The 20,611-nt window shown below is 55.5% G+C and carries 17 protein-coding genes and 1 pseudogene; 13 read left to right on the top strand and 5 right to left on the bottom strand.

Annotated features, from left to right (window positions below):
- Nucleotides 1-67: 67 nt before the first annotated feature.
- Nucleotides 68-2,182 carry a TonB-dependent receptor PqqU gene (pqqU, locus tag HV340_RS11590; protein WP_040017591.1) on the bottom strand — a complete coding sequence of 705 codons (2,115 nt, stop codon included), beginning with the start codon at nt 2,180-2,182 and terminating at the stop codon, nt 68-70.
- Between the two features lie 241 nt (nt 2,183-2,423).
- Here pqqU and HV340_RS11585 point away from each other — a divergent pair, with 241 nt between their 5' ends.
- The gene (locus HV340_RS11585; RefSeq protein ID WP_040017589.1) at nt 2,424-3,485 is read left to right on the top strand and encodes a YncE family protein; all 1,062 of its coding nucleotides are present in this window, start codon (nt 2,424-2,426) and stop codon (nt 3,483-3,485) included.
- 71 nt (nt 3,486-3,556) lie between these two features.
- Here the strand turns inward: HV340_RS11585 and ansP are convergent, their stop codons facing one another.
- Together ansP and HV340_RS11575 are read right to left on the bottom strand one after the other, a co-directional pair.
- The gene (gene ansP, locus HV340_RS11580; RefSeq protein ID WP_020884034.1) at nt 3,557-5,053 is read right to left on the bottom strand and encodes an L-asparagine permease; all 1,497 of its coding nucleotides are present in this window, start codon (nt 5,051-5,053) and stop codon (nt 3,557-3,559) included.
- 347 nt (nt 5,054-5,400) lie between these two features.
- Complete coding sequence (locus HV340_RS11575; RefSeq protein ID WP_181215996.1) at nt 5,401-6,936, bottom strand: PAS domain-containing methyl-accepting chemotaxis protein; 1,536 nt, start codon at nt 6,934-6,936, stop codon at nt 5,401-5,403.
- 341 nt (nt 6,937-7,277) lie between these two features.
- Here HV340_RS11575 and HV340_RS11570 point away from each other — a divergent pair, with 341 nt between their 5' ends.
- The 10 genes and pseudogenes from HV340_RS11570 (at nt 7,278) to pptA (ending at nt 16,362) form a co-directional block, all read left to right on the top strand.
- Nucleotides 7,278-7,817, top strand: a complete 540-nt coding sequence (locus tag HV340_RS11570; RefSeq protein WP_020884036.1) for an AAA family ATPase — start codon at nt 7,278-7,280, stop codon at nt 7,815-7,817.
- A 110-nt stretch (nt 7,818-7,927) separates the two neighbouring features.
- Nucleotides 7,928-8,947, top strand: coding sequence for an LLM class flavin-dependent oxidoreductase (locus HV340_RS11565; protein ID WP_047356439.1), 1,020 nt, complete (start codon nt 7,928-7,930; stop codon nt 8,945-8,947).
- Nucleotides 8,926-10,047 (top strand): amidohydrolase, encoded by a 1,122-nt coding sequence (locus HV340_RS11560; RefSeq protein ID WP_020884038.1) that lies wholly within the window; start codon nt 8,926-8,928, stop codon nt 10,045-10,047. The genes HV340_RS11565 and HV340_RS11560 overlap by 22 nt, the downstream gene beginning before the upstream one ends.
- Before the next feature lie 16 nt (nt 10,048-10,063).
- Nucleotides 10,064-12,327: pseudogene (locus HV340_RS24460) on the top strand (NtaA/DmoA family FMN-dependent monooxygenase).
- Nucleotides 12,328-12,336: 9 nt separating this feature from the next.
- Entirely contained in the window at nt 12,337-12,846 is a 510-nt protein-coding gene (locus HV340_RS11545) for a GNAT family N-acetyltransferase (protein WP_181215994.1), read from the top strand.
- Nucleotides 12,847-12,855: 9 nt separating this feature from the next.
- A complete protein-coding gene (locus tag HV340_RS11540) occupies nt 12,856-13,782 on the top strand; it encodes an amino acid ABC transporter permease (RefSeq protein ID WP_020884042.1) in 927 nt (308 codons plus the stop codon).
- The gene (locus HV340_RS11535) at nt 13,766-14,539 is read left to right on the top strand and encodes an amino acid ABC transporter ATP-binding protein (protein WP_014170239.1); all 774 of its coding nucleotides are present in this window, start codon (nt 13,766-13,768) and stop codon (nt 14,537-14,539) included. The genes HV340_RS11540 and HV340_RS11535 overlap by 17 nt, the downstream gene beginning before the upstream one ends.
- 9 nt (nt 14,540-14,548) lie before the next feature.
- Nucleotides 14,549-15,436: a transporter substrate-binding domain-containing protein gene (locus HV340_RS11530; protein ID WP_068794663.1), complete on the top strand. Its 888-nt coding sequence runs from the start codon at nt 14,549-14,551 to the stop codon at nt 15,434-15,436.
- A 40-nt stretch (nt 15,437-15,476) separates the two neighbouring features.
- Complete coding sequence (locus HV340_RS11525) at nt 15,477-16,094, top strand: glutathione S-transferase family protein (RefSeq protein WP_181215993.1); 618 nt, start codon at nt 15,477-15,479, stop codon at nt 16,092-16,094.
- A gap of 37 nt (nt 16,095-16,131) precedes the next feature.
- Nucleotides 16,132-16,362, top strand: a complete 231-nt coding sequence (gene pptA, locus HV340_RS11520; RefSeq protein WP_020884045.1) for a tautomerase PptA — start codon at nt 16,132-16,134, stop codon at nt 16,360-16,362.
- A 43-nt stretch (nt 16,363-16,405) separates the two neighbouring features.
- On the opposite strand, the gene HV340_RS11515 is transcribed toward pptA, so the two are convergent.
- Nucleotides 16,406-16,705, bottom strand: a complete 300-nt coding sequence (locus HV340_RS11515; RefSeq protein WP_181215992.1) for a helix-turn-helix domain-containing protein — start codon at nt 16,703-16,705, stop codon at nt 16,406-16,408.
- Nucleotides 16,706-16,865: 160 nt separating this feature from the next.
- Here HV340_RS11515 and fusA point away from each other — a divergent pair, with 160 nt between their 5' ends.
- Entirely contained in the window at nt 16,866-18,965 is a 2,100-nt protein-coding gene (gene fusA / locus HV340_RS11510; RefSeq protein WP_181215991.1) for an elongation factor G, read from the top strand.
- 42 nt (nt 18,966-19,007) lie between these two features.
- Here the strand turns inward: fusA and HV340_RS11505 are convergent, their stop codons facing one another.
- Nucleotides 19,008-19,583, bottom strand: a complete 576-nt coding sequence (locus tag HV340_RS11505) for a flavin reductase family protein (protein ID WP_181215990.1) — start codon at nt 19,581-19,583, stop codon at nt 19,008-19,010.
- 143 nt (nt 19,584-19,726) lie between these two features.
- On the opposite strand from HV340_RS11505, the gene nhoA reads away from it, so the two are divergent.
- The gene (gene nhoA / locus HV340_RS11500) at nt 19,727-20,572 is read left to right on the top strand and encodes an N-hydroxyarylamine O-acetyltransferase (protein WP_014170232.1); all 846 of its coding nucleotides are present in this window, start codon (nt 19,727-19,729) and stop codon (nt 20,570-20,572) included.
- Nucleotides 20,573-20,611: the final 39 nt, after the last annotated feature.

Raw genomic sequence — 20,611 nt, 5'->3', positions numbered from 1 at the left:
CTTATTGCCATCAGGAGCGTTATTCCATTTATAAAAATAATATTCAGCAAAAAAGAATGCTTTTTGCTTACTCGAAGCGATAAGAGACCGACAGACCTACGCCGTAGTTACGGCCCGGTGCAGGTTCGTAATAACGCCCGTTGGATTCATTCACGATAACCGATCCGACATACTCTTTATCGAACAGGTTATCGACGCGACCAAAGACGTCCATTCCCCAGTTACCGTAGTTGAATTTATACCCGGTATTCAGCCCAACCACCGTGTAGGACGGGGCTTTCGCCGTGTTCTCGTCATCCGCCATGATATCGCTCATGTAGCGCACATCCGATCCCGCATACCAGCCTTCTTCCGGCTGCCAGCCAAACGAGGCATAACCCATGTTGCGGGCAATGCCTGGCATACGGTTGCCGTTACAGTCGCCGGTGCTGCACACGTTGGTACGATAGGTGGCGTCCAGATAGGTCCACGCCATTTTCAGCTTCCAGTTCTCAGCAAACTGCTGATCCAGGGAAACTTCAACCCCCTGACGACGGGTTTTACCGGCGTTTTTATAGCTGGTACGACCGCCAGCGCTGGCATCGACGACAATCTCGTCATCCGTATCGGTGCGGAACAGCGCTGCCGTCAGCAGACCATTACCGATACGGGTTTTGCTGCCCACTTCATAGGTATTGTTCGTGGAAGGTTTCAGGCCAATGTTGAGGCCGCCCTGGTTATCCGCACGATAAGAGAGCTCATTGATGGTTGGCGTTTCAAACCCGCGACCTGCCGCAGCATAGAGATTCCACGCATCGGTCACGGCATATTTCACCGATCCGGCCGGGAGCCACTTGTGATAGCTTGCGTCACCGCTGTCGTCTCCGTTGCCCGGGGTCACGTAATGGTCGTTGGAGTCAAACCAGACCGAGCTGTAACGGACGCCGGCATCCACGGAGAGTTTCTGCGTTAACTGCCAGCTGGTTTGCAGGTACGGGTCGACGTTCCACATCAGGTTACGTTCGTTACGACGTTTATCGCCCTTGACGCCGTACTCCGGCACGCCGTTGTTCATGACGAAGTTCTCGTATCCGCGACGATCTTCGCTCATGTTTTCGTAGTTCAGACCGGTGGTAAAGGTTACTGGAACCAGCAGTTCGCCACGGTGCGTCCAGCGGGTATCGATCCCCTGGTAATGGCGCTGCATATCAATCACGCCGCCGGAGTGGGAAGGTCTCAGCTGAGGCTGATAAGGAATTGACTGGTACTGTGTCATTTCACGTTCGCCGGCGTACATCATGACGCTGAGATCGTCCTGGGTGCTGAGCTGACGATCGTAGCGCAGGCCAGCCTGGGTCTGCTTGATGGTCTTGCGCGTATTGTATTGATCGCCACGCGGAGACTGCCGAGGGTTGTCATGCCATTCCTGGGTACTCAGTCCACCCGGATCGTTGGCTTTCATGTCCACGCTGTTGAAAATCAGCGTCAGCTTACTCACGTCATCAATACGAACACCCAGTTTAGCGTTGGCGAGATTCTTCCGCGCGCCGCTGTGGTCGCGATAACCTTTGGTCGTGAAACGGGTAGTGGACACGGTGTAGTCCACATCCCCGGCATGCGTCCCGTCACCCATCGCGCCGGTGGCTTTCATTCCATAGCGCCAGGTACCGTAACTGCCGTAATAGCTGCTGGCCTCGATGGTCGGCGGCTGCTGCCCGGTCTGGGTCGTCATGTTGATCACGCCGCCAGAGGCGTTGCCATAAAGGGCAGAGAAGGGGCCGCGCAGCACTTCTACGCTGTCCACGCTGGAAAGATCGATATTGGAGGTTTGTCCCTGTCCATCCGGCATGGTTGCCGGAATACCGTCGACATACATACGGATACCGCGCACGCCGAAGGTTGAGCGGGCACCAAATCCACGCATTGAAAGCTGGAGATCCTGAGCATAGTTCTGGCGGTTCTGGATCTGCAGTCCCGGCACGCTGCCAAGAGATTCAGACAGGTTAATGCGTGGCGCAGCATGACGCATATCCTCGCCATTCACGACGCTAACCGCCGCCGGGGTATCGAGCTCCGAGACGGTTTGCGGCGTGGCGCTGACGATCATGGTCTGTTCATCGGCACTCATCGCAGTGAGAGGCGCAGAGATAACAGGAACCAGCAGCAGTGGAAGCGTTGCCTTACGGGCAGAAATGATTTTCATGAAATAGACCGGTTATGGAAAAAACGTACCAAATGGAACATGTCCATATATGTTAAATCTTTTGTAAATCTTTTGAAAACTATAACCGCACATTGCGTTAATGAAAGGCCGGGAAGGAAAGAAAAACTCCACATTTAACTCATAAATGATTACTATTCTCATTATCAAAACGGCAATGCCATGACGTTGCCTGCCGGAAGTGATGTCAGCAGTAAACCCTGTGTTCAAAAAAGGAATTGTTATGTCTTTACGTCATCTGTGCTCGCCGCGCCTGAGTATGTCTCTGCTGTCAGGGGCGTTACTGTTTGCCGGAACCTTCCAGGTTCATGCTGCCGAAGAGATGTTGCGCAAAGCGGTAGGGAAAGGCGCATATGAAATGGCCGTGAGCCAGCAGGAGAATGCGCTGTGGGTCGCGACATCGCAGAGCCGCAAAACGGACAAAGGCGGGATTGTCTATCGCCTTGACCCGGTCACGCTGGACGTGACGCAGGTCATTCATAACGATCTCAAACCGTTCGGTGCCACCCTTGATAATGCCACCCAGACGCTGTGGTTTGGTAACACCATCAACGGCGCGGTAACCGCGATTGATGCCAAAACGGGTGAGGTGAAAGGGCGACTGGTGCTGGATAACCGTCAGCGCAGTGAAACCGTCAAACCGCTGCAGCCGCGCCAGCTGGTGGCCGATGACAGCGCAAACACGGTTTACATCACCGGCGTAGGCCAGGAGAGCGCGATTTGGGTGGTGGATGGTGCAACGCTGAAGCTGAAAGAGACCATCGGCAGTACCGGTAAATTCAGTACCGGCCTGGCGCTGGATGCGAAGGCAAAACGTCTTTACACCACCAATGCTGATGGCGAACTGGTGACGATTGATACGGCAACCCATAAAATCCTCAGCCGTAAAAAAGTGCAGGACGACGGTAAGGAGCACTTCTACCTGAATCTGAGCCTGGATACCGCCGGACAGCGTGCGTTCTTAACCGACTCAAAGCAGCCGGAAGTGCTGGTGGTGAATCTGAAGGACGGCAGCGTCATCAAGAAAATTGCCGTGCCTGAATCGCTAGCCGTTCTGTTTAACCCGGCGCGCAACGAAGCGTATGTGACGCACCGTGAAGCGGGTAAGGTGAGCGTAATCGACGCGAAAACCTACAACGTTACCAAAACCTTCGACACCCCGGTCTACCCGAACAGTCTGGCGCTCTCAGCGGATGGCAAAACCCTGTATGTGACGGTAAAACAAAAATCGACCCGTCAGCAGGAAGCCACCCAGCCTGATGACGTGATTCGTATCACGCTCTAAGTTTCGCTCCTCAACACAAAGAAAAAGGGAAGGCGCAATGCCTTCCCTTTGTATTAACCAGCAGGTCGATATTAACGCGACGTCTCTTCAACCAGCGGGGCGTCGTGTTTGGCATCATCAGGATGAACCGGCGCCGTGCTGTGAATTTCTTGTACGCGTTTACGCACGCCAAACCAGCCGGCAATCAGCAATACGGCCAGCAGAGGAATGGTGGCAATCGTGTAGGTACCGTTCGGGTAATCAAACGCCATCAGCACCAGCACGCTGAACAGGAACAGCAGAGTGAGCCAGGAGGTCACCGGTGCGCCCGGCAGCTTAAAGCTGACTTCAGCGGCTTTGCCTTCTTTGATCGCTTTGCGCAGACGCATCTGGCAGACCACGATAAAGGCCCAGGAGGCGATGATGCCGAGCGCGGCAACGTTCAGCACGATTTCGAATACCTGAGACGGTACCAGGTAGTTCAGGAACACGCCGAAGACATACACCACCAGCGTCGCCAGAATGCCCGCGTAAGGCACATGCTGACGGCTCATCTTCGACATGAATTTCGGCGCCGAACCGCCCATCGACATGGAGCGCAGGATACGACCGGTAGAGTAAAGACCCGAGTTCAGACTGGAGAGCGCAGCCGTCAGCACCACGATATTCATGATGCTGCCAACATAAGGCACGCCCAGTTTAGAGAAGAAGGTCACAAACGGGCTTTGACCCGCCTGATAGGCGTTCCACGGCAGCAGCAGAACCAGCAGCACCACGGAACCAACATAAAAGAGACCGATACGCCAGATAACGCTGTTAATGGCTTTAGGTACCATGGTCTGTGGGTCTTTACATTCACCCGCCGCGGTGCCGACCAGCTCAATGGACGCGAAGGCGAACACCACACCCTGAACCAGCACCAGCGCAGGCAGCAGGCCATGCGGGAAGAAACCGCCGTTATCGGTGATCAGGTGGAAACCGGTGGCATTGCCATCGAGCGGTTTACCGCTACCGAGGAACACTGTACCCACGACCAGGAACACCACGATGGCCAGCACTTTTACCAGCGCGAACCAGAACTCCATCTCCGCGAACCACTTCACGCCGATCATGTTCATGGTGCCGACAATGGCCAGTGCGCCCAGCGCAAACACCCATTGTGGCACATCACCAAACGCGCCCCAGTAGTGCATGTAAAGCGCGACGGCGGTGATATCGACAATACCGGTCATTGCCCAGTTGACGAAGTACATCCATCCAGCAACGTAAGCCGCTTTTTCACCGAGGAATTCACGGGCGTAAGAGACAAAACTGCCGCTGGAAGGGCGATGCAGTACCAGTTCGCCCAATGCACGAAGAATGAAGAAAGAGAAGATCCCGCACACCAGATAGACCAGGGCGAGAGCCGGGCCAGCCATCTGCAGACGAGCGCCAGCACCTAAAAACAGACCCGTTCCGATAGCGCCGCCGATGGCGATCATTTGAACCTGACGGTTGCCCATCGCTTTGTGGTAGCCCTCTTCATGGGAGTTTAACCAGCGACGTTTAGCAGCGTGATGATCGGCTGCGCTTTTATTGCTTGTTTTCATTGAGTTACCTGTTTGCCTGTCTGAACCATTATCGTGATAGTCCTGCCTGGCAGAGTGCAATACAAACGATTGCTTCTGCGCAAACACATGTTGCCTTCCCAGTCATTCTGCGTATGGATAAGGCGAAACATGGCGAGGCATCCTACCTGCAATTCATAAGCGACGCAAAATATAACCGTGCCGAAAGTGATGCACGTCGAAGGAAATCGTGTGGTCAGAGCAGACGGGGATCACAACACGCTGAATAGCGGTGAGTTTTTAGACAAATCCATTAATGAAGTGGTGCTTTAATCATCAGTTTCGCTTAATGATTGCGCAAAGCAACCAGCGCATAACGGCGCCTTTTCTCAACCGCCAAAAACGGCAATCGCCTGTTGCAGGCGGGTCGTGCGCTGCGTCAGATGGTGTGCGGCGTCCGTCACGTTATCCACCATACCGGTATTGTTTTGGGTCATTGTACCGATGCGGGAGATGGACGCGTTAATCAGGGTCAGCGCCTGCGTTTGCTCCTGCGTGGCGTGGCCTATCTCCTTAATCAGAGAAGACATCTCCATGACATTGCCAATCATCACCGTCAGCTGCGATTCAGTTTGCTCGACCTTCTCCACGCCGGCGTTCACGCTGGAAACGTTTTTCTCTATAAGCGTTTTGATCTCTTTGGCCGCGGTGGCAGAGTGCTGGGCAAGGTTGCGGACTTCGGCCGCCACGACCGCAAAACCGCGTCCGGCATCACCCGCACGCGCCGCTTCAACGGCCGCGTTCAGCGCCAGAATATTGGTCTGGAAGGCGATACGATCGATGACGCTGATGATGTCGACGATCTGGCTGTTATCCTGCGACAAGGACTGCATCATGCCGATAGTCTCTTTCATCATTGCTTCACCGCGGTGAGCGCTGGTGCGGGTGCGATCTGCCATCAGGATCGCGTCTTTCGCCGTTTCAGCCGTCTGCTGAACCGCGCTGGCAATTTCTTCCACGGCTGAGGCCGTTTGCTGCAGAAAGTCTGCGGTTTCTTCGGTACGTGTCTGTAACGCCATACCTTCTTTCGCCACCTGCTGGCTGATTGTACTTATACCGCTGATTTGCGCACCGACATCGTCCACCAGCGAATGGAGGTTCAGACCCGACTGATTCACCATGCGCATCATCAGGCCGATTTCATCGACGCGGTCAAAATGGTAATAGTCCGCTTTACGTCCTGAAACCACCCGCTGCATTTGCTGGACAATGGATTTTACCGGCTTTGCAATTTGCGCATGAAGATAAACAGCCAGGGCAATAAATAGCAGAGCCAGACCTACAGTCTCAACAATACGATCGGCAAATATAAACAGCTGCAGACAGGCGAGCAGGGCGGTTATCGCAATACCAAGATGGATCCTTTTACTGGTACTGAGGCGTTTAAACAGCGACGTAAAAGAGAACAGACCGTGGCGAACAAACAGGCCTTTATAAAAGCGGTGATGTTTTAATTCATTATTGCGCACTTTCTCATACCGTTTTTCACTGACAGCAATCTCTTCACGCGAAGGAATATTCCGCACAGAAATATAGCCGGTTAACGTTTCATTCTGATAAACCGGGGTGACGTTTGCGCGCACCCAGTAGTGATCGCCGTTCTGGCGGCGGTTCTTGACCAGCCCCGTCCAGGTCTCACCCTGTTGCAGGGTAAACCACATGTCGCCAAACGCCTCGGCAGGCATGTCGGGATGGCGAATAAGATTATGCGGCTCACCGAGAAGACTCTCTTCTTTATAGCCGCTGGCGTCAATAAAGGCAGAGTTCGCATAGGTAATATGGCTGTGCGTATTGGTGGTCGACATGAGCGTCGAACCTTCGTTAAGTAAATACTCGTTTTGTGTAACGGGAGTGTTATTCCGCATCAGTAACCCCATGGTCATATATCAATAAAAAAGAGCCCGTTAAACATTCAGGCAAGATTGAAAGGTTTGTTTTTATTTTTACTGTCGGCATATTCTCTACGAAAGTTATGCGTTCCGGAATACCCTGTGTTTAGTATTTTTTATTTTTAAAATGCGTTCGATGTAATAAAAATGAAAATATTTATCGGTGCGTTTTTGTAGCACCCTGCAAATAAACGCCATAAGGCAAATTAAAAGCGGGAGATCACGCTTCGACGTAAACTGACCCGCCGAAATAGCGTTTCGTTAACAAGATGAAAACGCTATGCTTTAAGGGTTTTTCTTCAACAGGGGGCAACAGGGTGAAAGTGAATGTGATTGGCACCAGCGGGAGTGGAAAAAGCACCCTGGCGAAGCGTATCGCCGCAGAACTGGATATTCCTTACATCGAAATGGACCGACTTTACTGGTGTCCGGACTGGCAGGGCACACCGGACGCTATCTTGCTGGAAAAACTGGAGACGACGCTAAAGGCGTCAGCGGAGTGGGTGCTTGATGGCAACTATAACCGTACGCGTCCTGTGAAATGGCGAGACGTGGATCGGGTGGTGTGGGTGGATTATGGGTTCGCCCGAACCCTGTATCAGGCTGTCACCCGAGCGTTCAGGCGCGCCTGGCACAAACAGGAACTGTGGCCCGGTACGGGAAACTGTGAGAGTTTTCGTCGCTCATTCTTGAGCCGTGAGTCCATTATTATCTGGACAATCAAAACCTGGCGCAGCAACCGCGCACGTTATGCACGCGATATGGTAGACCCGCAATACGCCCATATTCATTTTGTCCGCATTACCCGCCGCAGTGAGGTGGAAAACCTCATTTCATCGCTTAAGTCACACGCGTAGCATGGATTTATATATCTGATTTCCGGCAAACCAAATGTAAATTAATTGTTTCTCAGAGGTGAAATACGCCTTTAATAATGACGACATGTTAAGTCAAACGAGAACGCAACATGTCCTGGCGAATCAGTATTCTGGATAAAAGCCCCATCGCTGAAAACGAAACGGCTGCCGATGCACTGGCGCGAACCCTGGCGCTGGCACAGCAGGCAGAAAATCTGGGCTATCACCGTTTCTGGATTGCCGAACACCACAACACGCCCCAGCTGGCCAGCCCTTCACCCGAACTGTTAATCGCCTGGATCCTCGGGCAAACCCGGCGTATCCGCGTGGGCTCTGGTGGCGTCATGCTCCAGCACTACAGCCCTTACAAAGTCGCAGAAAATTTCAACCTCCTGGCCGCGCTTGCTCCCGGACGCGTGGATCTGGGCGTCGGGAAAGCCCCAGGCGGCCTGCCGCTCTCCACCCGGGCGCTGCAGCAGGGCCTCGATCAACAGCAAAAAGGCAGTTTTGCCGAACAGCTGACACAGCTTCATCACTGGATCCAGCCGGAAAATCAGTCGGTGGACGAGGCCGTTCGCGCGACGCCGCTGCCGCCGGTTCCGGCGCAGGGGTTCCTGCTGGGGGCCAGTACCGAAAGCGCGCTGCTGGCCGCGAAACTTGACTGGCATTTTGTCTTTGCTGCTCACCTGAATGGGGATCCGGCGCTGCTGCGTGAAGTCATCACCACCTGGCGTAACCACAGCGCCCGGGATGCGATTGTGGCGGTGCAGGTCATCGTCGCCCAGTCGCAGGCTGAGGCGGAGGCACTGGCACAACAGGTTGAAGTCTGGGGCGTCGAACTGGCAAATGGGCAGCGCGTCACCGTGGCCAGCGAAGAGCAGGCCTATGCCTTTGCCCGACAGGCCGGCAGCGAGCCGGTGCGCATTGCCCGTCGGGCACAGTCGCTGCTGGCGGGAACAGCCGAATCGGTGCTGGAACAGTTGAACGCCCTGCACGAAAAATGGGGCATTGATGAATTCATTATTGATACCCCCGTTGCGGATGGCGTAACGCGAATACAGTCCCTGCGTCTGCTGGCGCAGGCGAAGCTTAACAAGGAGGTCGCCGTATGCGTTTTGACGAACAACTGATTGCCTGGCGCCGGGAGCTGCACCAGAACCCGGAGCTGTCCGGCCAGGAGGTCGAAACGACCGCTCGCCTGCGTCAGTGGCTGACGACGGCTGGCATTACGCCGCTGCCTTATGCGCTTCAGACCGGTGTGGTGGCCGAAATCGGCACGGGGAAAAAGCTGATCGCGCTGCGGGCCGATATTGACGCCTTGCCCATTGAAGAGCGCAGCGGCGTGCCGTTTAGTTCACAGCGTGCGGGTGTGATGCATGCCTGCGGACACGATATTCATACCAGTGTGATCCTCGGGGCGGCGTTAAAACTTAAAGAGCGTGAAGCGTCTTTAAACGGGCGCGTGCGGATCCTCTTTCAGCCGGCTGAAGAGAACTTTGGCGGCGCGAAAAGTATGGTGCGGGCCGGTGCCTTACGTGATGTCAGTGCCATCTTCGGGATGCATAACGAGCCGGGGCTGCCGGTCGGGGAATTTGCCACCCGCGGTGGGCCGTTCTACGCCAACGTCGACCGGTTTGTTATCCGAATTACCGGTAAAGGCGCGCATGCTGCACGTCCGCATGAAGGTAACGACGCCATCGTGCTGGCGAGCCAGCTGGTAACGGCGTTGCAGAGCGTTGCCAGCCGCAACGTCAACACGCTTGATTCCGTGGTGCTTAGCGTCACGCGCATTACCGGGGGCAATACCTGGAACGTCCTGCCGGAAAGCGTTGAACTGGAAGGCACGCTTCGCACCCACCGCGTGGAAGTGCAGCAGAATGTGAAAGCACGCGTCGGCGAAATTGCCGCCGGGTTTGCCAGCGCGTTTAGCGCGCAGATCGACATCACCTGGTACGCCGGGCCTACCGCGTTGGTCAATGACGCGCACTGGGCCGAATTTGCCACCGCCGTCGCCAGAGAATCTGGGTATGAAACGCAGCACGCCGAGCTGCATATGGGCGGGGAAGATTTCGCGGTGTATCTGCAGCAGATCCCCGGGGCGTTTGTCAGCATCGGTAGCGCCAGTCCGTTCGGTTTACATCACCCGGCCTTCAACCCGGATGAAGCATTAATTGAGCCCGCTGCCCGCTATTTTGCACAGCTTGCGGAAAAAGCCCTGCAACACGTTTAATTCTGAAGAGGTGAATATGTCTGCAACCCGACAATTGCGGCTGGGAACCATTTTGCATGGTGCTTCCGGAAATATGTCTGCCTGGCGCCATCCGACGGCGGTCGCCGATGCCAGCATTAATTTTGATTTTGTAAAAGCCACGGCGTTAAAAGCCGAAGAGGGGAAGCTTGATTTTTTATTCGTCGCCGACGGCCTCTATATTAACGAGAAATCCATTCCGCATTTCCTAAACCGGTTTGAGCCGTTAACGGTCTTGTCCGCACTGGCAAGTCTGACGTCGCGCCTCGGTCTGGTCGGTACCTTATCGACCTCCTACAGCGAACCGTTTACCGTGGCGCGCCAGTTTGCCAGCCTGGATCATTTGAGCAACGGACGCGCAGGCTGGAACGTGGTGACCTCACCGCTCGAGGGGTCGGCGAAAAACTTCTCGCGCGAGAAACACCCTGAACATGCGCTGCGCTACCGGATAGCGGATGAATACCTCGACGTGGTGAAAGGACTCTGGGATTCCTGGGAGGGGGATGCCTTTGTGCGCAACAAAGAGAGCGGGCAGTTCTTTGACCCGGCAAAACTGCATACGCTTGATCATCACGGCGATTTCTTCCAGGTGGCCGGCCCGCTCAATATTGGCCGCACGCCGCAGGGACGCCCGATTGTTTTTCAGGCAGGTGCATCGGATGACGGAAAAAAACTGGCCGCGAAACATGCTGACGCCATTTTTACCCATCATGAAACGTTAGAGGAAGCCAAAGCGTTTTATCGCGACGTAAAACATCAGCTTGAATCCAATGGCCGCAGGGCATCGGACTTACATATTTTTCAGGGCGTCAGCGTGATTGTTGGCAAAGACGCGGAGGACGTGGAGAACCAGTATCAGACAACCGCGGCTCTGGTGTCGATTAACGATGCCCTGAATTACCTCGGCCGTTATTTCGAACATCACGATTTCAGCCAGTACCCGCTTGACGAGCCGTTCCCGGACATCGGTGAACTGGGTAAAAACAGTTTTCGCAGCACGACCGATGAAATTAAGCGTAATGCTCGCGAACGCAACTTAACCCTGCGTCAGGTTGCACTCGAAGCGGCATCCCCGCGCCCGCGCTTTTCCGGTACGCCGGAGGAGGTGGCAGACGGTCTGCAGGGCTGGTTTGAGGCATTCGCCGCGGACGGTTTCATTATTCAGGGTGGAACGCCGGACACGTTCCCGCGTTTTGTTGACCAGGTTGTCCCGGTGTTACAGGCCCGCGGGTTATTCCGCACCGACTATCCCGGCACTACGCTGCGCGACAGTCTGGGTTTAGACGAACCGCAAAACCAGTTCACACAACAATAATAGAGAACCTCGTTATGCAGAAATCATCGCTTATTCTGGCGCTTGCGCTGGCCTTTTCCCCTGCCGTCTGGGCAGAGAATGTGAACATTAACGGTACTGGCGTGAGCCTGGAAGCCAACAAAACGCCCGTCAACACCGCCAAAAACAGCGACGCCATCGCGCAACTGCCGAAAGATTATCGCTTCGCCGTGCCGGGCAAATTCACCGTGGCGGTTGCCGCGCTTAACTCACCGCCGCTGACCGTTTTTTCCGACGACAATAAAACGCTGCTCGGAAGCGAGGTGGACGTTGCCCGTCTGGTGGCCGACAGCCTTGGGCTGGAGCTGAACGTGGTGCCAACCTCCTGGGAGGACTGGCCTCTCGGCGTCGCCTCCGGGAAATACGATGCGGCGATCAGCAACATCACCGTGACCAGAGAGCGCAAAGAGAAGTTTGATTTTGCCACTTACCGTAAAGATTCCCTCGGTTTCTATGTGAAATCGACCAGTCCGATTACCTCGCTGCAGAAGGCGGAGGACATCGCCGGGCTGCGCATCATCGTAGGTTCCGGAACCAACCAGGAGGCTATCCTGCTGGCGTGGAATGCGCAGAACGTGAAGAAAGGCCTGAAGCCGTTTACCCCGATCTACACCAAAGACGATGCATCACAAACCCTGTCTCTCCAGTCAGGCCGCGCAGATGCGTTCTTTGGCCCGAACGTGACTGGCGCATGGAAAGCGGCGCTGACCGGGAAAACCAAACGGGTTGGGATTGTCGACGGCGGCTGGCCGAAGGCGGCGCACATTGCGGTGACGCTGAAAAAAGGCAGCGGCCTGGTCGAGCCGGTACAGACCGCACTTAACGGGGTCATCAAAAACGGCGATTACGACAAAGTGCTGAACCGCTGGGGGGAAGGGGTAGAACGTATCCCTCAATCAGAAGTGAACCCGGCAGGACTGGGTGACTAAGGAGGCGCTATGCGCGAGCAATTTCGGGACGTGTCACCGGAAGACGCCGATCTTCAGCCCATTATCGACGGATTATTCGGTGAATATGCCGCCCGCTATGGCGACTATTTCTCTAAAGACGCGGAAGTGGAGCTCACGGAGTGGTACCTGGCCCCGCAGGGGCTGTTTATTGTCCTTGAGCGTGACGGCGACATCATCGCCACCGGCGCGTATAAACCGTTTGATGAACGCACCGCTGAAATCAAACGAATCTGGACGCACAAGGCGCTGCGTCAACAGGGGCTGGCGGCCCGCGTCGTCCAGGAGCTGGAGCGTCGGGCGGTACAGGCCGGTTACAGCCAGATCTACCTCACCACCGGTTTTCGTCAGCCGGAGGCGGTCAGGCTCTATATCAGTCAGGGCTATCAGCCGCAGTTCGATCTGAACCGCGATCCGGAAGTGTACAGCCAGCCGCCGTTTGATGGCCGGCTGCGTTTCACCAAAACGCTGATCAGTGAAGCGTTCAGTAAAACAGCATGAGGAATGACAATGAGCAACGTTGAAACCATTAAGGTGGTCCCGGCGCGTTATCCGCTGCGGACTGTCGGTGCCGTGGTGGCGCTGTTTGTGCTTGCGGTGGTCATTCAGTCCGTGGCCTTTAACCCGCGCTGGGAGTGGTCTGTCTTTGCCCGCTGGTTCTTTGATCCGGTTATCCTTGAAGGCGTAGGGCAGACATTGCTGTTGACCCTGATCGGCACTGCGCTGAGCGTGGTCATTGGCGGCCTGCTGGCGCTGGCGAGGCTCTCTTCATCCTGGCTGCTGAGCAGCCTGGCCTGGGGGTATATCTGGCTGTTTCGTTCGTTGCCGCTGATTGTGGTTCTGATCATTCTCTATAACTTTTCCTATCTCTACGACACGCTCTCGCTTGGCGTACCCTTCACCGCCATTACCTGGGGTCGCTTCGAAACCATCAACGTGCTGGGACAGTTTTCCACCGCCGTGGTGGGACTGACGCTGGTTCAGAGCGCGTATACCGCCGAGATCATTCGCGGCGGTTTTCTGGGGGTGGATCATGGTCAGTATGAAGCGGCGGCGGCGCTCGGTCTGCCAGCCTGGCGTCGCACGGTGCGTATCATTTTGCCGCAGGCGCTACGCACGATTCTGCCGTCCGGATTTAATGAAATTATCAGTCTCGCGAAAGGTACGGCCATGGTGTATGTCCTGGCGATGCCGGAACTCTTCTATACCATTCAGATGATCTATAACCGCACGCAGGAGGTTATCCCGCTGCTGATGGTCGGTGCGGTCTGGTATCTGGTGATTACCACCGTGTTGTCTGCCATTCAGCATGTTGTGGAGCGCGGGCTTGCCCGCAGCGAACGCCGTTCAGCCGTTAATCAAAACCGAGTAGCCAGTCGCGTCCGTTCTGTATCCACCGCATCAGTACAGGAGCCCGTCCATGCAAACCTCTCCTGAAGGGCATATTTCGATTACCGGCGTCAGTAAGTTTTTTGGCCGCCATAAAGCGCTTGATAACGTCTCGCTGGAGATCCCGCCCGGATCGGTAACGGTGATCCTCGGGCCTTCCGGATCGGGTAAATCGACGCTTCTGCGCACCATTAACCATCTGGAACGCGTCGACGAAGGGTTTATCCAGATTGACGGTGATTACATCGGTTACCGCCGTCAGGGTGACAAACTCTACGAGCTGAAAGAGAAAGAGATCCTCAAACAGCGCGTCAATGTGGGCTATGTCTTCCAGAACTTTAATCTCTTTCCGCATCTCACGGTGCTGGAAAACCTGATTGAGGCGCCCATCGCCCATAAAAAACTGAGTAAGAAAGAAGCCGTTGAAAGGGCATACAGCCTGCTGGATGTGGTCGGGCTGCGCGATAAAGCCGACGCCTGGTCGCGCCATCTCTCTGGGGGCCAACAGCAGCGTATTGCCATTGCCCGCGCGCTGGCGTTACGTCCCCGGGTAATGCTGTTTGATGAGCCCACTTCAGCGCTCGACCCGGAACTGGTTGGCGAAGTGCTGGACGTGATTAAAAAGCTCGCCCGCTCGGGTACCACGCTGGTGGTCGTCACCCACGAGATCGGCTTTGCCCGGGAAGTGGCGGATCAGGTGGTCTTTATGGTCGACGGCAAAATTGTGGAGCAGGGCAGCAGTGACGACGTATTAACCCGTCCGTCGCACCCGCGAACGCGCCAGTTCCTGTCAAAAGTGCTGTAAGGAGTGCAGATGAAATATGCTTTTCTGGCCGGTCTGGCTTTTACGACCGCGAGCCATGCGGGTATCGATTTACACGCCAACGAGCAGCCGCTGCCGGTGACGGTAGATCGGCAGGCCGTCGCGAAGATCCCCGCGAACTATAAATTTGTTGAGCCGGGCACGCTCACGGTAGCGATCTCAGCGCTCAACTCTCCACCGCTGGCGCTGCTTGCCAGCGATAACAGGACGCGGATTGGCAGCGATCCGGATATTGCCCGCTTGCTGGCGGGCAGTCTGGGGTTAAAGCTGAAGCTGGTTCCCACGGCCTGGGAAGACTGGCCGCTGGGGATCAGCTCCGGACGCTATGACGTGGCGCTGGTGAATATTGCGGTGACCGAACAGCGAAAAGAGAAATTTGATTTTGCGACCTATCGCGTCGACTCACTGGCGTTTTCCGTGAAATCCACCAGCGCGGTCCAGGCGATTAACAGCGCAAAAGATCTGGCAGGCAAAAAGGTGATTGTCGGTTCCGGGACCAATCAGGAGCGCATTCTGCTGGGCTGGAATGAAGAGAACAAAAAAGCCGGTCGTGAGCCTGCGCTGCCGGTCTATCTGACCGATGATGCTTCCGGCAACCTCTATATTCAGTCCGGCAGGGCGGATGTGTTCTTCGGACCTCAATCCGTATCCGCCTATAAAGCGGCGTTGACCGGCAAAACGCGCGTAGTGGGTCTCGGGCCGAAGAGAGCCTATGTCGCCACGACGACCAAAAAAGGCAATGGGCTGGTTTATGCTTTGCAGGCTGCGCTGGAGGGCGCTATTACGCGTGGAGAGTACCAGCGGGTGCTGGCACGCTGGGGAGAAGAGGGCGAAGCGGTGACGCAATCCGACGTGAACCCGACTGGGATAACCTATTAGTCGTGTCTACACTTAGGGTTTTCATCCCGGAGGGGGCAACATGATTAAACTCTATGGCGTACCCGGCTGGGGATCGGCAATCAGTGAAGTGATGCTGACTCTGGCAGACATCCCTTATCAATTTATCAACGTGGACGGGTTCGACCAGCCCGGCCCGCAGCGTGAGTTGCTGAAAGCACGCAATCCGCTGTGTCAGGTACCCACGCTGGAACTGGAAAACGGGGCGATCATGACCGAAACGGCGGCGATTGCCCTGATGGTGCTGGACAGATGTCCCGATCTTGCACCTGCCATCGGGCAGGCTGAGCGGCAGCAGTTTCAGCGGTTGCTCATTTGGTTTGTTGCGAACGTTTATCCCACCTTTACCTACGCTGACTACCCCGAACGCTGGGTGCCGGATGCGCCGGAGCAGTTGAAAAACAGCTGTATTGAATACCGAAAATCACTCTATCTGTGGTTTGACAGCCAGCTCAGTGCCACCCCTTTTGCGCTCGGGGAACGGCTGACGCTGCTTGACGTCTACATCACGGTTGCACGCACCTGGGGGCCTCGCCATGCATGGTTTGCGGCGAATACGCCGAAGATAACGGCGATTGCGGATACCGTGTGCCAGCTGCCGGAACTGCACAAGGTGTTAAAGGCAAACGAGATAATCTGATAACGTGGAACTCACATTCATAACTGGAAGCCTGCATATGCCACACGTAGATATCAAATGTTTTCCCCGTGATTTGAACGACGACCAAAAAACCGCGCTGGCGGCGGATATTGCCGAGGTGATTACCCGTCATCTGAACAGTAAAGATCGCTCTATTTCGGTCGCCCTGAACGAAGTGCAGGAAGCCGACTGGAAAGCGCAGGTCTGGGATACCGAAATTGAACCCAACCTGGATCACTTAATTAAGAAACCCGGCTATTCAATGTGAGAGAGGGTCGGGCGGCGCGGAGTCGCCCGACACGACACACGCGTTACTTCGTCTGCAGCAATATTGCCATCAGCCCCGGAAAGCGGGCATCAAGATCGTCCCTGCGCAGTGAAATCATATTTTCTCGTCCCTGCGGGCGCTGCCAAATCACGCCGCTGTCGCGCAAGACGCGCCAGTGATGGGTCATCGTCGATTTCACCACCTCGTCCGGGCGCAGCGCGTTACAGCTCAGTTCGCTGCCATCGGCCAGCCTGCGGATAATCGACAGCCGGAGCGGGTTACCGAGGGCAAAAAGCACATTTTCCAGCAGTATTTGTTCAATTTCAGGGTGGTTCGGGATCATCGTTTTCCTGCGTCTGGTGTCAGATTGAGCTATATCAACAATAGGTCAACCGTAAAAAAATAGTTCGATAATACTCGTACAATAGGACTATTATAGCAAACGAACGAACACGCGACCATCCCGGTCGTCACAACGCAGTCTTAATGACTAAGGAAATATTATGCCCCGACCCATCCCTCTCGAACGTTATCGCAACATCGGTATCTCCGCGCATATCGATGCCGGTAAAACGACCACCACCGAGCGCATCCTGTTTTATACCGGTATGAGCCACAAACTGGGTGAAGTACACGATGGCGCGGCAACTACCGACTGGATGGCACAGGAGCAAGAGCGCGGGATAACCATTACCTCTGCGGCAGTCAGCTGTTTCTGGCCAGGTATGGACCGGGGCTTTGAACCGCACCGGATCAACATTATCGACACCCCGGGCCACGTGGATTTCACCATTGAGGTGGAACGTTCCATGCGTGTACTCGACGGCGCTGTCATGGTGTATGACTCCGTCGGTGGCGTGCAGCCGCAGTCGGAAACCGTCTGGCGTCAGGCGAACAAATATCATGTCCCGCGGCTGGCCTTCGTCAACAAAATGGACCGCCCGGGGGCGGACTTCTTCCGCGTCGTGCGAATGATGCAGGAGCGTCTGAAAGCGAATCCGGTCCCGATTGTTATTCCGGTGGGGGCAGAAGAACACTTCACCGGCGTGGTGGATCTCATCAAAATGCGTACCATTTTGTGGGACGATGCTACCCAGGGCATGGTGTTTACCTATGCTCCTGTGCCGGATGACATAGTGAGTACTGCGCAGGAATGGCGGGAAAAAATGGTCTCTGCGGCGGCGGAAGCCAGCGATGAGCTGATGGATAAATACCTGGAAACGGGTGATTTAGAGGAAGCGGAAATCATCAGGGGGCTGCGTATGCGGACCATCTCCGGTGAAATCCAGCCGATGCTGTGCGGCAGCGCGTTTAAAAATAAAGGCGTGCAACGCATGCTCGATGCGGTCATTGAACTGATGCCGTCGCCTCTGGACGTGCCCGCCATTGATGGTGTGGATGAGAATGGGCAGCATGCCGAGCGTCATCCAGACGACAACGAGCCGTTCTCCGCATTGGCCTTTAAACTGATGAGCGACCCGTACGTCGGACAGCTGACCTTTATCCGCGTTTACTCTGGCGTGCTGCGCAAAGGCGACGCGGTGTACAACCCGGTGAAAGGGAAGAAAGAGCGCATTGGGCGCATCGTGCTGATGCATGCTAACGATCGCCACGAAGTGGATGAGCTGCGCGCGGGCGATATCGCGGCCTGCGTTGGGTTGAAAGATGTGACAACCGGTGACACGCTCACCGACCCGAACGCCGTCATTACGCTAGAACGAATGGAGTTTCCGGACCCGGTTATCTCGCTTGCGATCGAGCCGAAAACCAAAGGCGATCAGGAGAAAATGGGCATTGCATTGCAGCGCCTGGCAGCGGGAGACCCTTCGTTTCGTCTGCACACCGATGAAGAGTCTGGCCAGACAATTATCTCCGGGATGGGTGAGTTACATCTTGAGATTATCGTTGACCGCATGAGGCGTGAGTTCGGCGTTGAGGCGAACATTGGTCGCCCACAGGTCACGTACCGTGAAACCCTGCGTAAAGCGGTGAAGGATATCGAAGGGAAATTTGTCCGACAGTCCGGCGGTAAAGGGCAGTACGGCCATGTGGTGCTCAGTCTGGCGCCGTTAGAGCCCGGCAGTGGTTTTGTATTTGAAGATGCCACCAAGGGCGGCGTTGTCCCGCGCGAGTATATTCCGTCTGTGGAGAAAGGCCTGCGCGAAGCCATGAACAGCGGTGTCCTGGCGGGGTATCCGGTTGTCGATGTGAAAGCGACCCTGACGTTTGGCTCCTATCACGAGGTCGACTCCTCGGAAATGGCGTTCCGCATGGCGGCGATCCTCGGCTTTAAAGAGGGCGCTCGTAAAGCGGACCCGGTGATTCTTGAACCGGTCATGCATGTCGAGGTGGAAACACCGGAAGAGTACGCCGGCAACATCATGGGCGATCTCTCTTCCCGCCGCGGCATGGTGCAGGGAATGGAAGAGCAGTACGGTAGTCAGATTATTCGCGCGGATGTGCCGCTGGCGGAGATGTTTGGCTATGCCACGACGCTGCGTTCGATGTCGCAAGGCCGCGCGACCTACACGATGGAATTCCATCATTTCGCGGAAGCACCGCGTAATGTTGCGGATGAAATTATTGCACGGCGCGCGAAGTAATTTAAAAGCCCTTTCCCTCGCGGAGAGGGCTTTTTTTATAGGCTATTTTTCCAGCGCCTTTACCATTTTCCCACTGGTCACAAACGTCCCGGCCCCCAGATGATGCAGGGTGTTCAGCTTATCGCCGTCAAACTGCCAGCGTCCGGCGACAAACGCGCGTTCATCTGCGGCTGCCGAAACAACCTCACCAAACAGCGTATCGTATTTTTCTGCAGCTGCGGTAACCGGGAGTAAACGACACTCCATCCACGCCAGGCATTTCTCTTCAATCACCGGCAGGTCGAGTACCGGACCTTGCACAACCGGGATCCCGTAGCAGTTGAACTTGTCTTCGTCGCGACCGCTCACGCTGCCGACGGCGTAAGCCCAGTTAGCCGCTGCCACGCCGGGGATGACAATACCGAACTTTCCGCTGCGCTCAATCAGTTCGCGCGACCAGGTGCTTTTGTCCACCACAATTGCGATACGCGGTGGCTCAAACTCTACCGGCATCGACCAGGCCGCAGCCATGACGTTACGACGGTCGATAGACTCATCGCGGCTGGTAATCAGTACCGTAGGGCCATGGTTCAGCAGACGGCTGGCATGCTTTAATTCAACGGGACGAAACGCGCTCATGAACATTCCTCTCAGCAGGTATGCTGGCATTAAACGTCTGATGGGTAGCCGAAATCAAGATGCACCCGCAAAAAGCACTTTTGCGCATATGGAGGCCGGAAAATAGTTTATAAACAGGGAACATCACATCATGGAAGCGAATCATGTCCCCATTTCTGAGTGCTTATTTTGCCCGTACGGGCTGGCAACAGCCTGTACAGGTTGACATCGACACCCTGCGGGCGCTGCATCTACACCACAACTGCGCGATCCCCTTCGAGAATATTGACGTCGTGATGCCGCGCGAGATCCATCTGGAAGATCAGTGCCTGGTCGACAAACTGGTGACGGCGCGTCGTGGAGGCTATTGCTTTGAGCAGAACGGCCTCTTTGAACGCGTTTTGCGTGAAGTGGGCTATACGGTTCGCAGCGTGCTGGGCCGCGTGGTCTTAGCCAGTCCGCCACAGATGCCGCCGCGTACGCATCGTCTGCTGCTGGTTGAACTCAACGGCGAGCGCTGGATTGCCGACGTCGGTTTTGGCGGACAGACGCTGACGGCGCCGATTCGTTTGCTCGCCAACGAGGAGCAGGAGACACCCCACGGGCTGTACCGTTTGCTGAGCGAGGGCAACGACTGGATCCTGCAGTTCAGTCACCACGATCACTGGCAGTCGATGTACCATTTTGATCTGACAACACAGTATTTCAGCGATTACGTGATGGGCAACTTCTGGTCGGCGCACTGGCCGCAATCCCATTTTCGCCACCATCTGTTGATGTGTCGCCATCTGCCTGACGGCGGAAAGCTGACCCTGACCAACTTTAACTTTACCCACTGGCAGAAGGGGCATGTGGAAGAGCAGGTCCATCTTCCCGACGCGAACGCGCTGTATCAGGTGATGCAGTCACGGTTTGGACTGGGCGTTGACGATCCCAAACACGGGTTTTCGCTGGACGCGCTGACGGCGGTGATGGCCGGGTTTGATACACATCCTCAGGCCGGGAAATAGACCGGTGGCGCTGCGCTCAGGCGTAGCGCCACCCGGCAA

This window comes from Enterobacter sp. RHBSTW-00975 (genome assembly GCF_013615235.1).
GTDB classification, from domain to species: domain Bacteria; phylum Pseudomonadota; class Gammaproteobacteria; order Enterobacterales; family Enterobacteriaceae; genus Enterobacter; species Enterobacter ludwigii.
The sequence above is the reverse complement of the archived record's forward strand: the minus strand, read 5'-3'. Positions and strand labels throughout refer to the sequence as shown.

Excerpts from the sequence above, each read along its gene's own strand:
- HV340_RS11525 (WP_181215993.1), top strand. The coding sequence starts at position 15,477 with ATGATTAAACTCTATGGCGTACCCGGCTGGGGATCGGCAATCAGTGAA.
- HV340_RS11530 (WP_068794663.1), top strand. The coding sequence starts at position 14,549 with ATGAAATATGCTTTTCTGGCCGGTCTGGCTTTTACGACCGCGAGCCAT.
- HV340_RS11535 (WP_014170239.1), top strand. The coding sequence starts at position 13,766 with ATGCAAACCTCTCCTGAAGGGCATATTTCGATTACCGGCGTCAGTAAG.
- HV340_RS11515 (WP_181215992.1), bottom strand. The coding sequence starts at position 16,705 with ATGATCCCGAACCACCCTGAAATTGAACAAATACTGCTGGAAAATGTG.
- HV340_RS11565 (WP_047356439.1), top strand. The coding sequence starts at position 7,928 with ATGTCCTGGCGAATCAGTATTCTGGATAAAAGCCCCATCGCTGAAAAC.
- HV340_RS11585 (WP_040017589.1), top strand. The coding sequence starts at position 2,424 with ATGTCTTTACGTCATCTGTGCTCGCCGCGCCTGAGTATGTCTCTGCTG.
- ansP (WP_020884034.1), bottom strand. The coding sequence starts at position 5,053 with ATGAAAACAAGCAATAAAAGCGCAGCCGATCATCACGCTGCTAAACGT.
- HV340_RS11505 (WP_181215990.1), bottom strand. The coding sequence starts at position 19,583 with ATGAGCGCGTTTCGTCCCGTTGAATTAAAGCATGCCAGCCGTCTGCTG.
- pqqU (WP_040017591.1), bottom strand. The coding sequence starts at position 2,182 with ATGAAAATCATTTCTGCCCGTAAGGCAACGCTTCCACTGCTGCTGGTT.
- HV340_RS11560 (WP_020884038.1), top strand. The coding sequence starts at position 8,926 with ATGCGTTTTGACGAACAACTGATTGCCTGGCGCCGGGAGCTGCACCAG.
- fusA (WP_181215991.1), top strand. The coding sequence starts at position 16,866 with ATGCCCCGACCCATCCCTCTCGAACGTTATCGCAACATCGGTATCTCC.
- nhoA (WP_014170232.1), top strand. The coding sequence starts at position 19,727 with ATGTCCCCATTTCTGAGTGCTTATTTTGCCCGTACGGGCTGGCAACAG.
- HV340_RS11575 (WP_181215996.1), bottom strand. The coding sequence starts at position 6,936 with ATGCGGAATAACACTCCCGTTACACAAAACGAGTATTTACTTAACGAA.
- HV340_RS11545 (WP_181215994.1), top strand. The coding sequence starts at position 12,337 with ATGCGCGAGCAATTTCGGGACGTGTCACCGGAAGACGCCGATCTTCAG.
- HV340_RS11540 (WP_020884042.1), top strand. The coding sequence starts at position 12,856 with ATGAGCAACGTTGAAACCATTAAGGTGGTCCCGGCGCGTTATCCGCTG.
- pptA (WP_020884045.1), top strand. The coding sequence starts at position 16,132 with ATGCCACACGTAGATATCAAATGTTTTCCCCGTGATTTGAACGACGAC.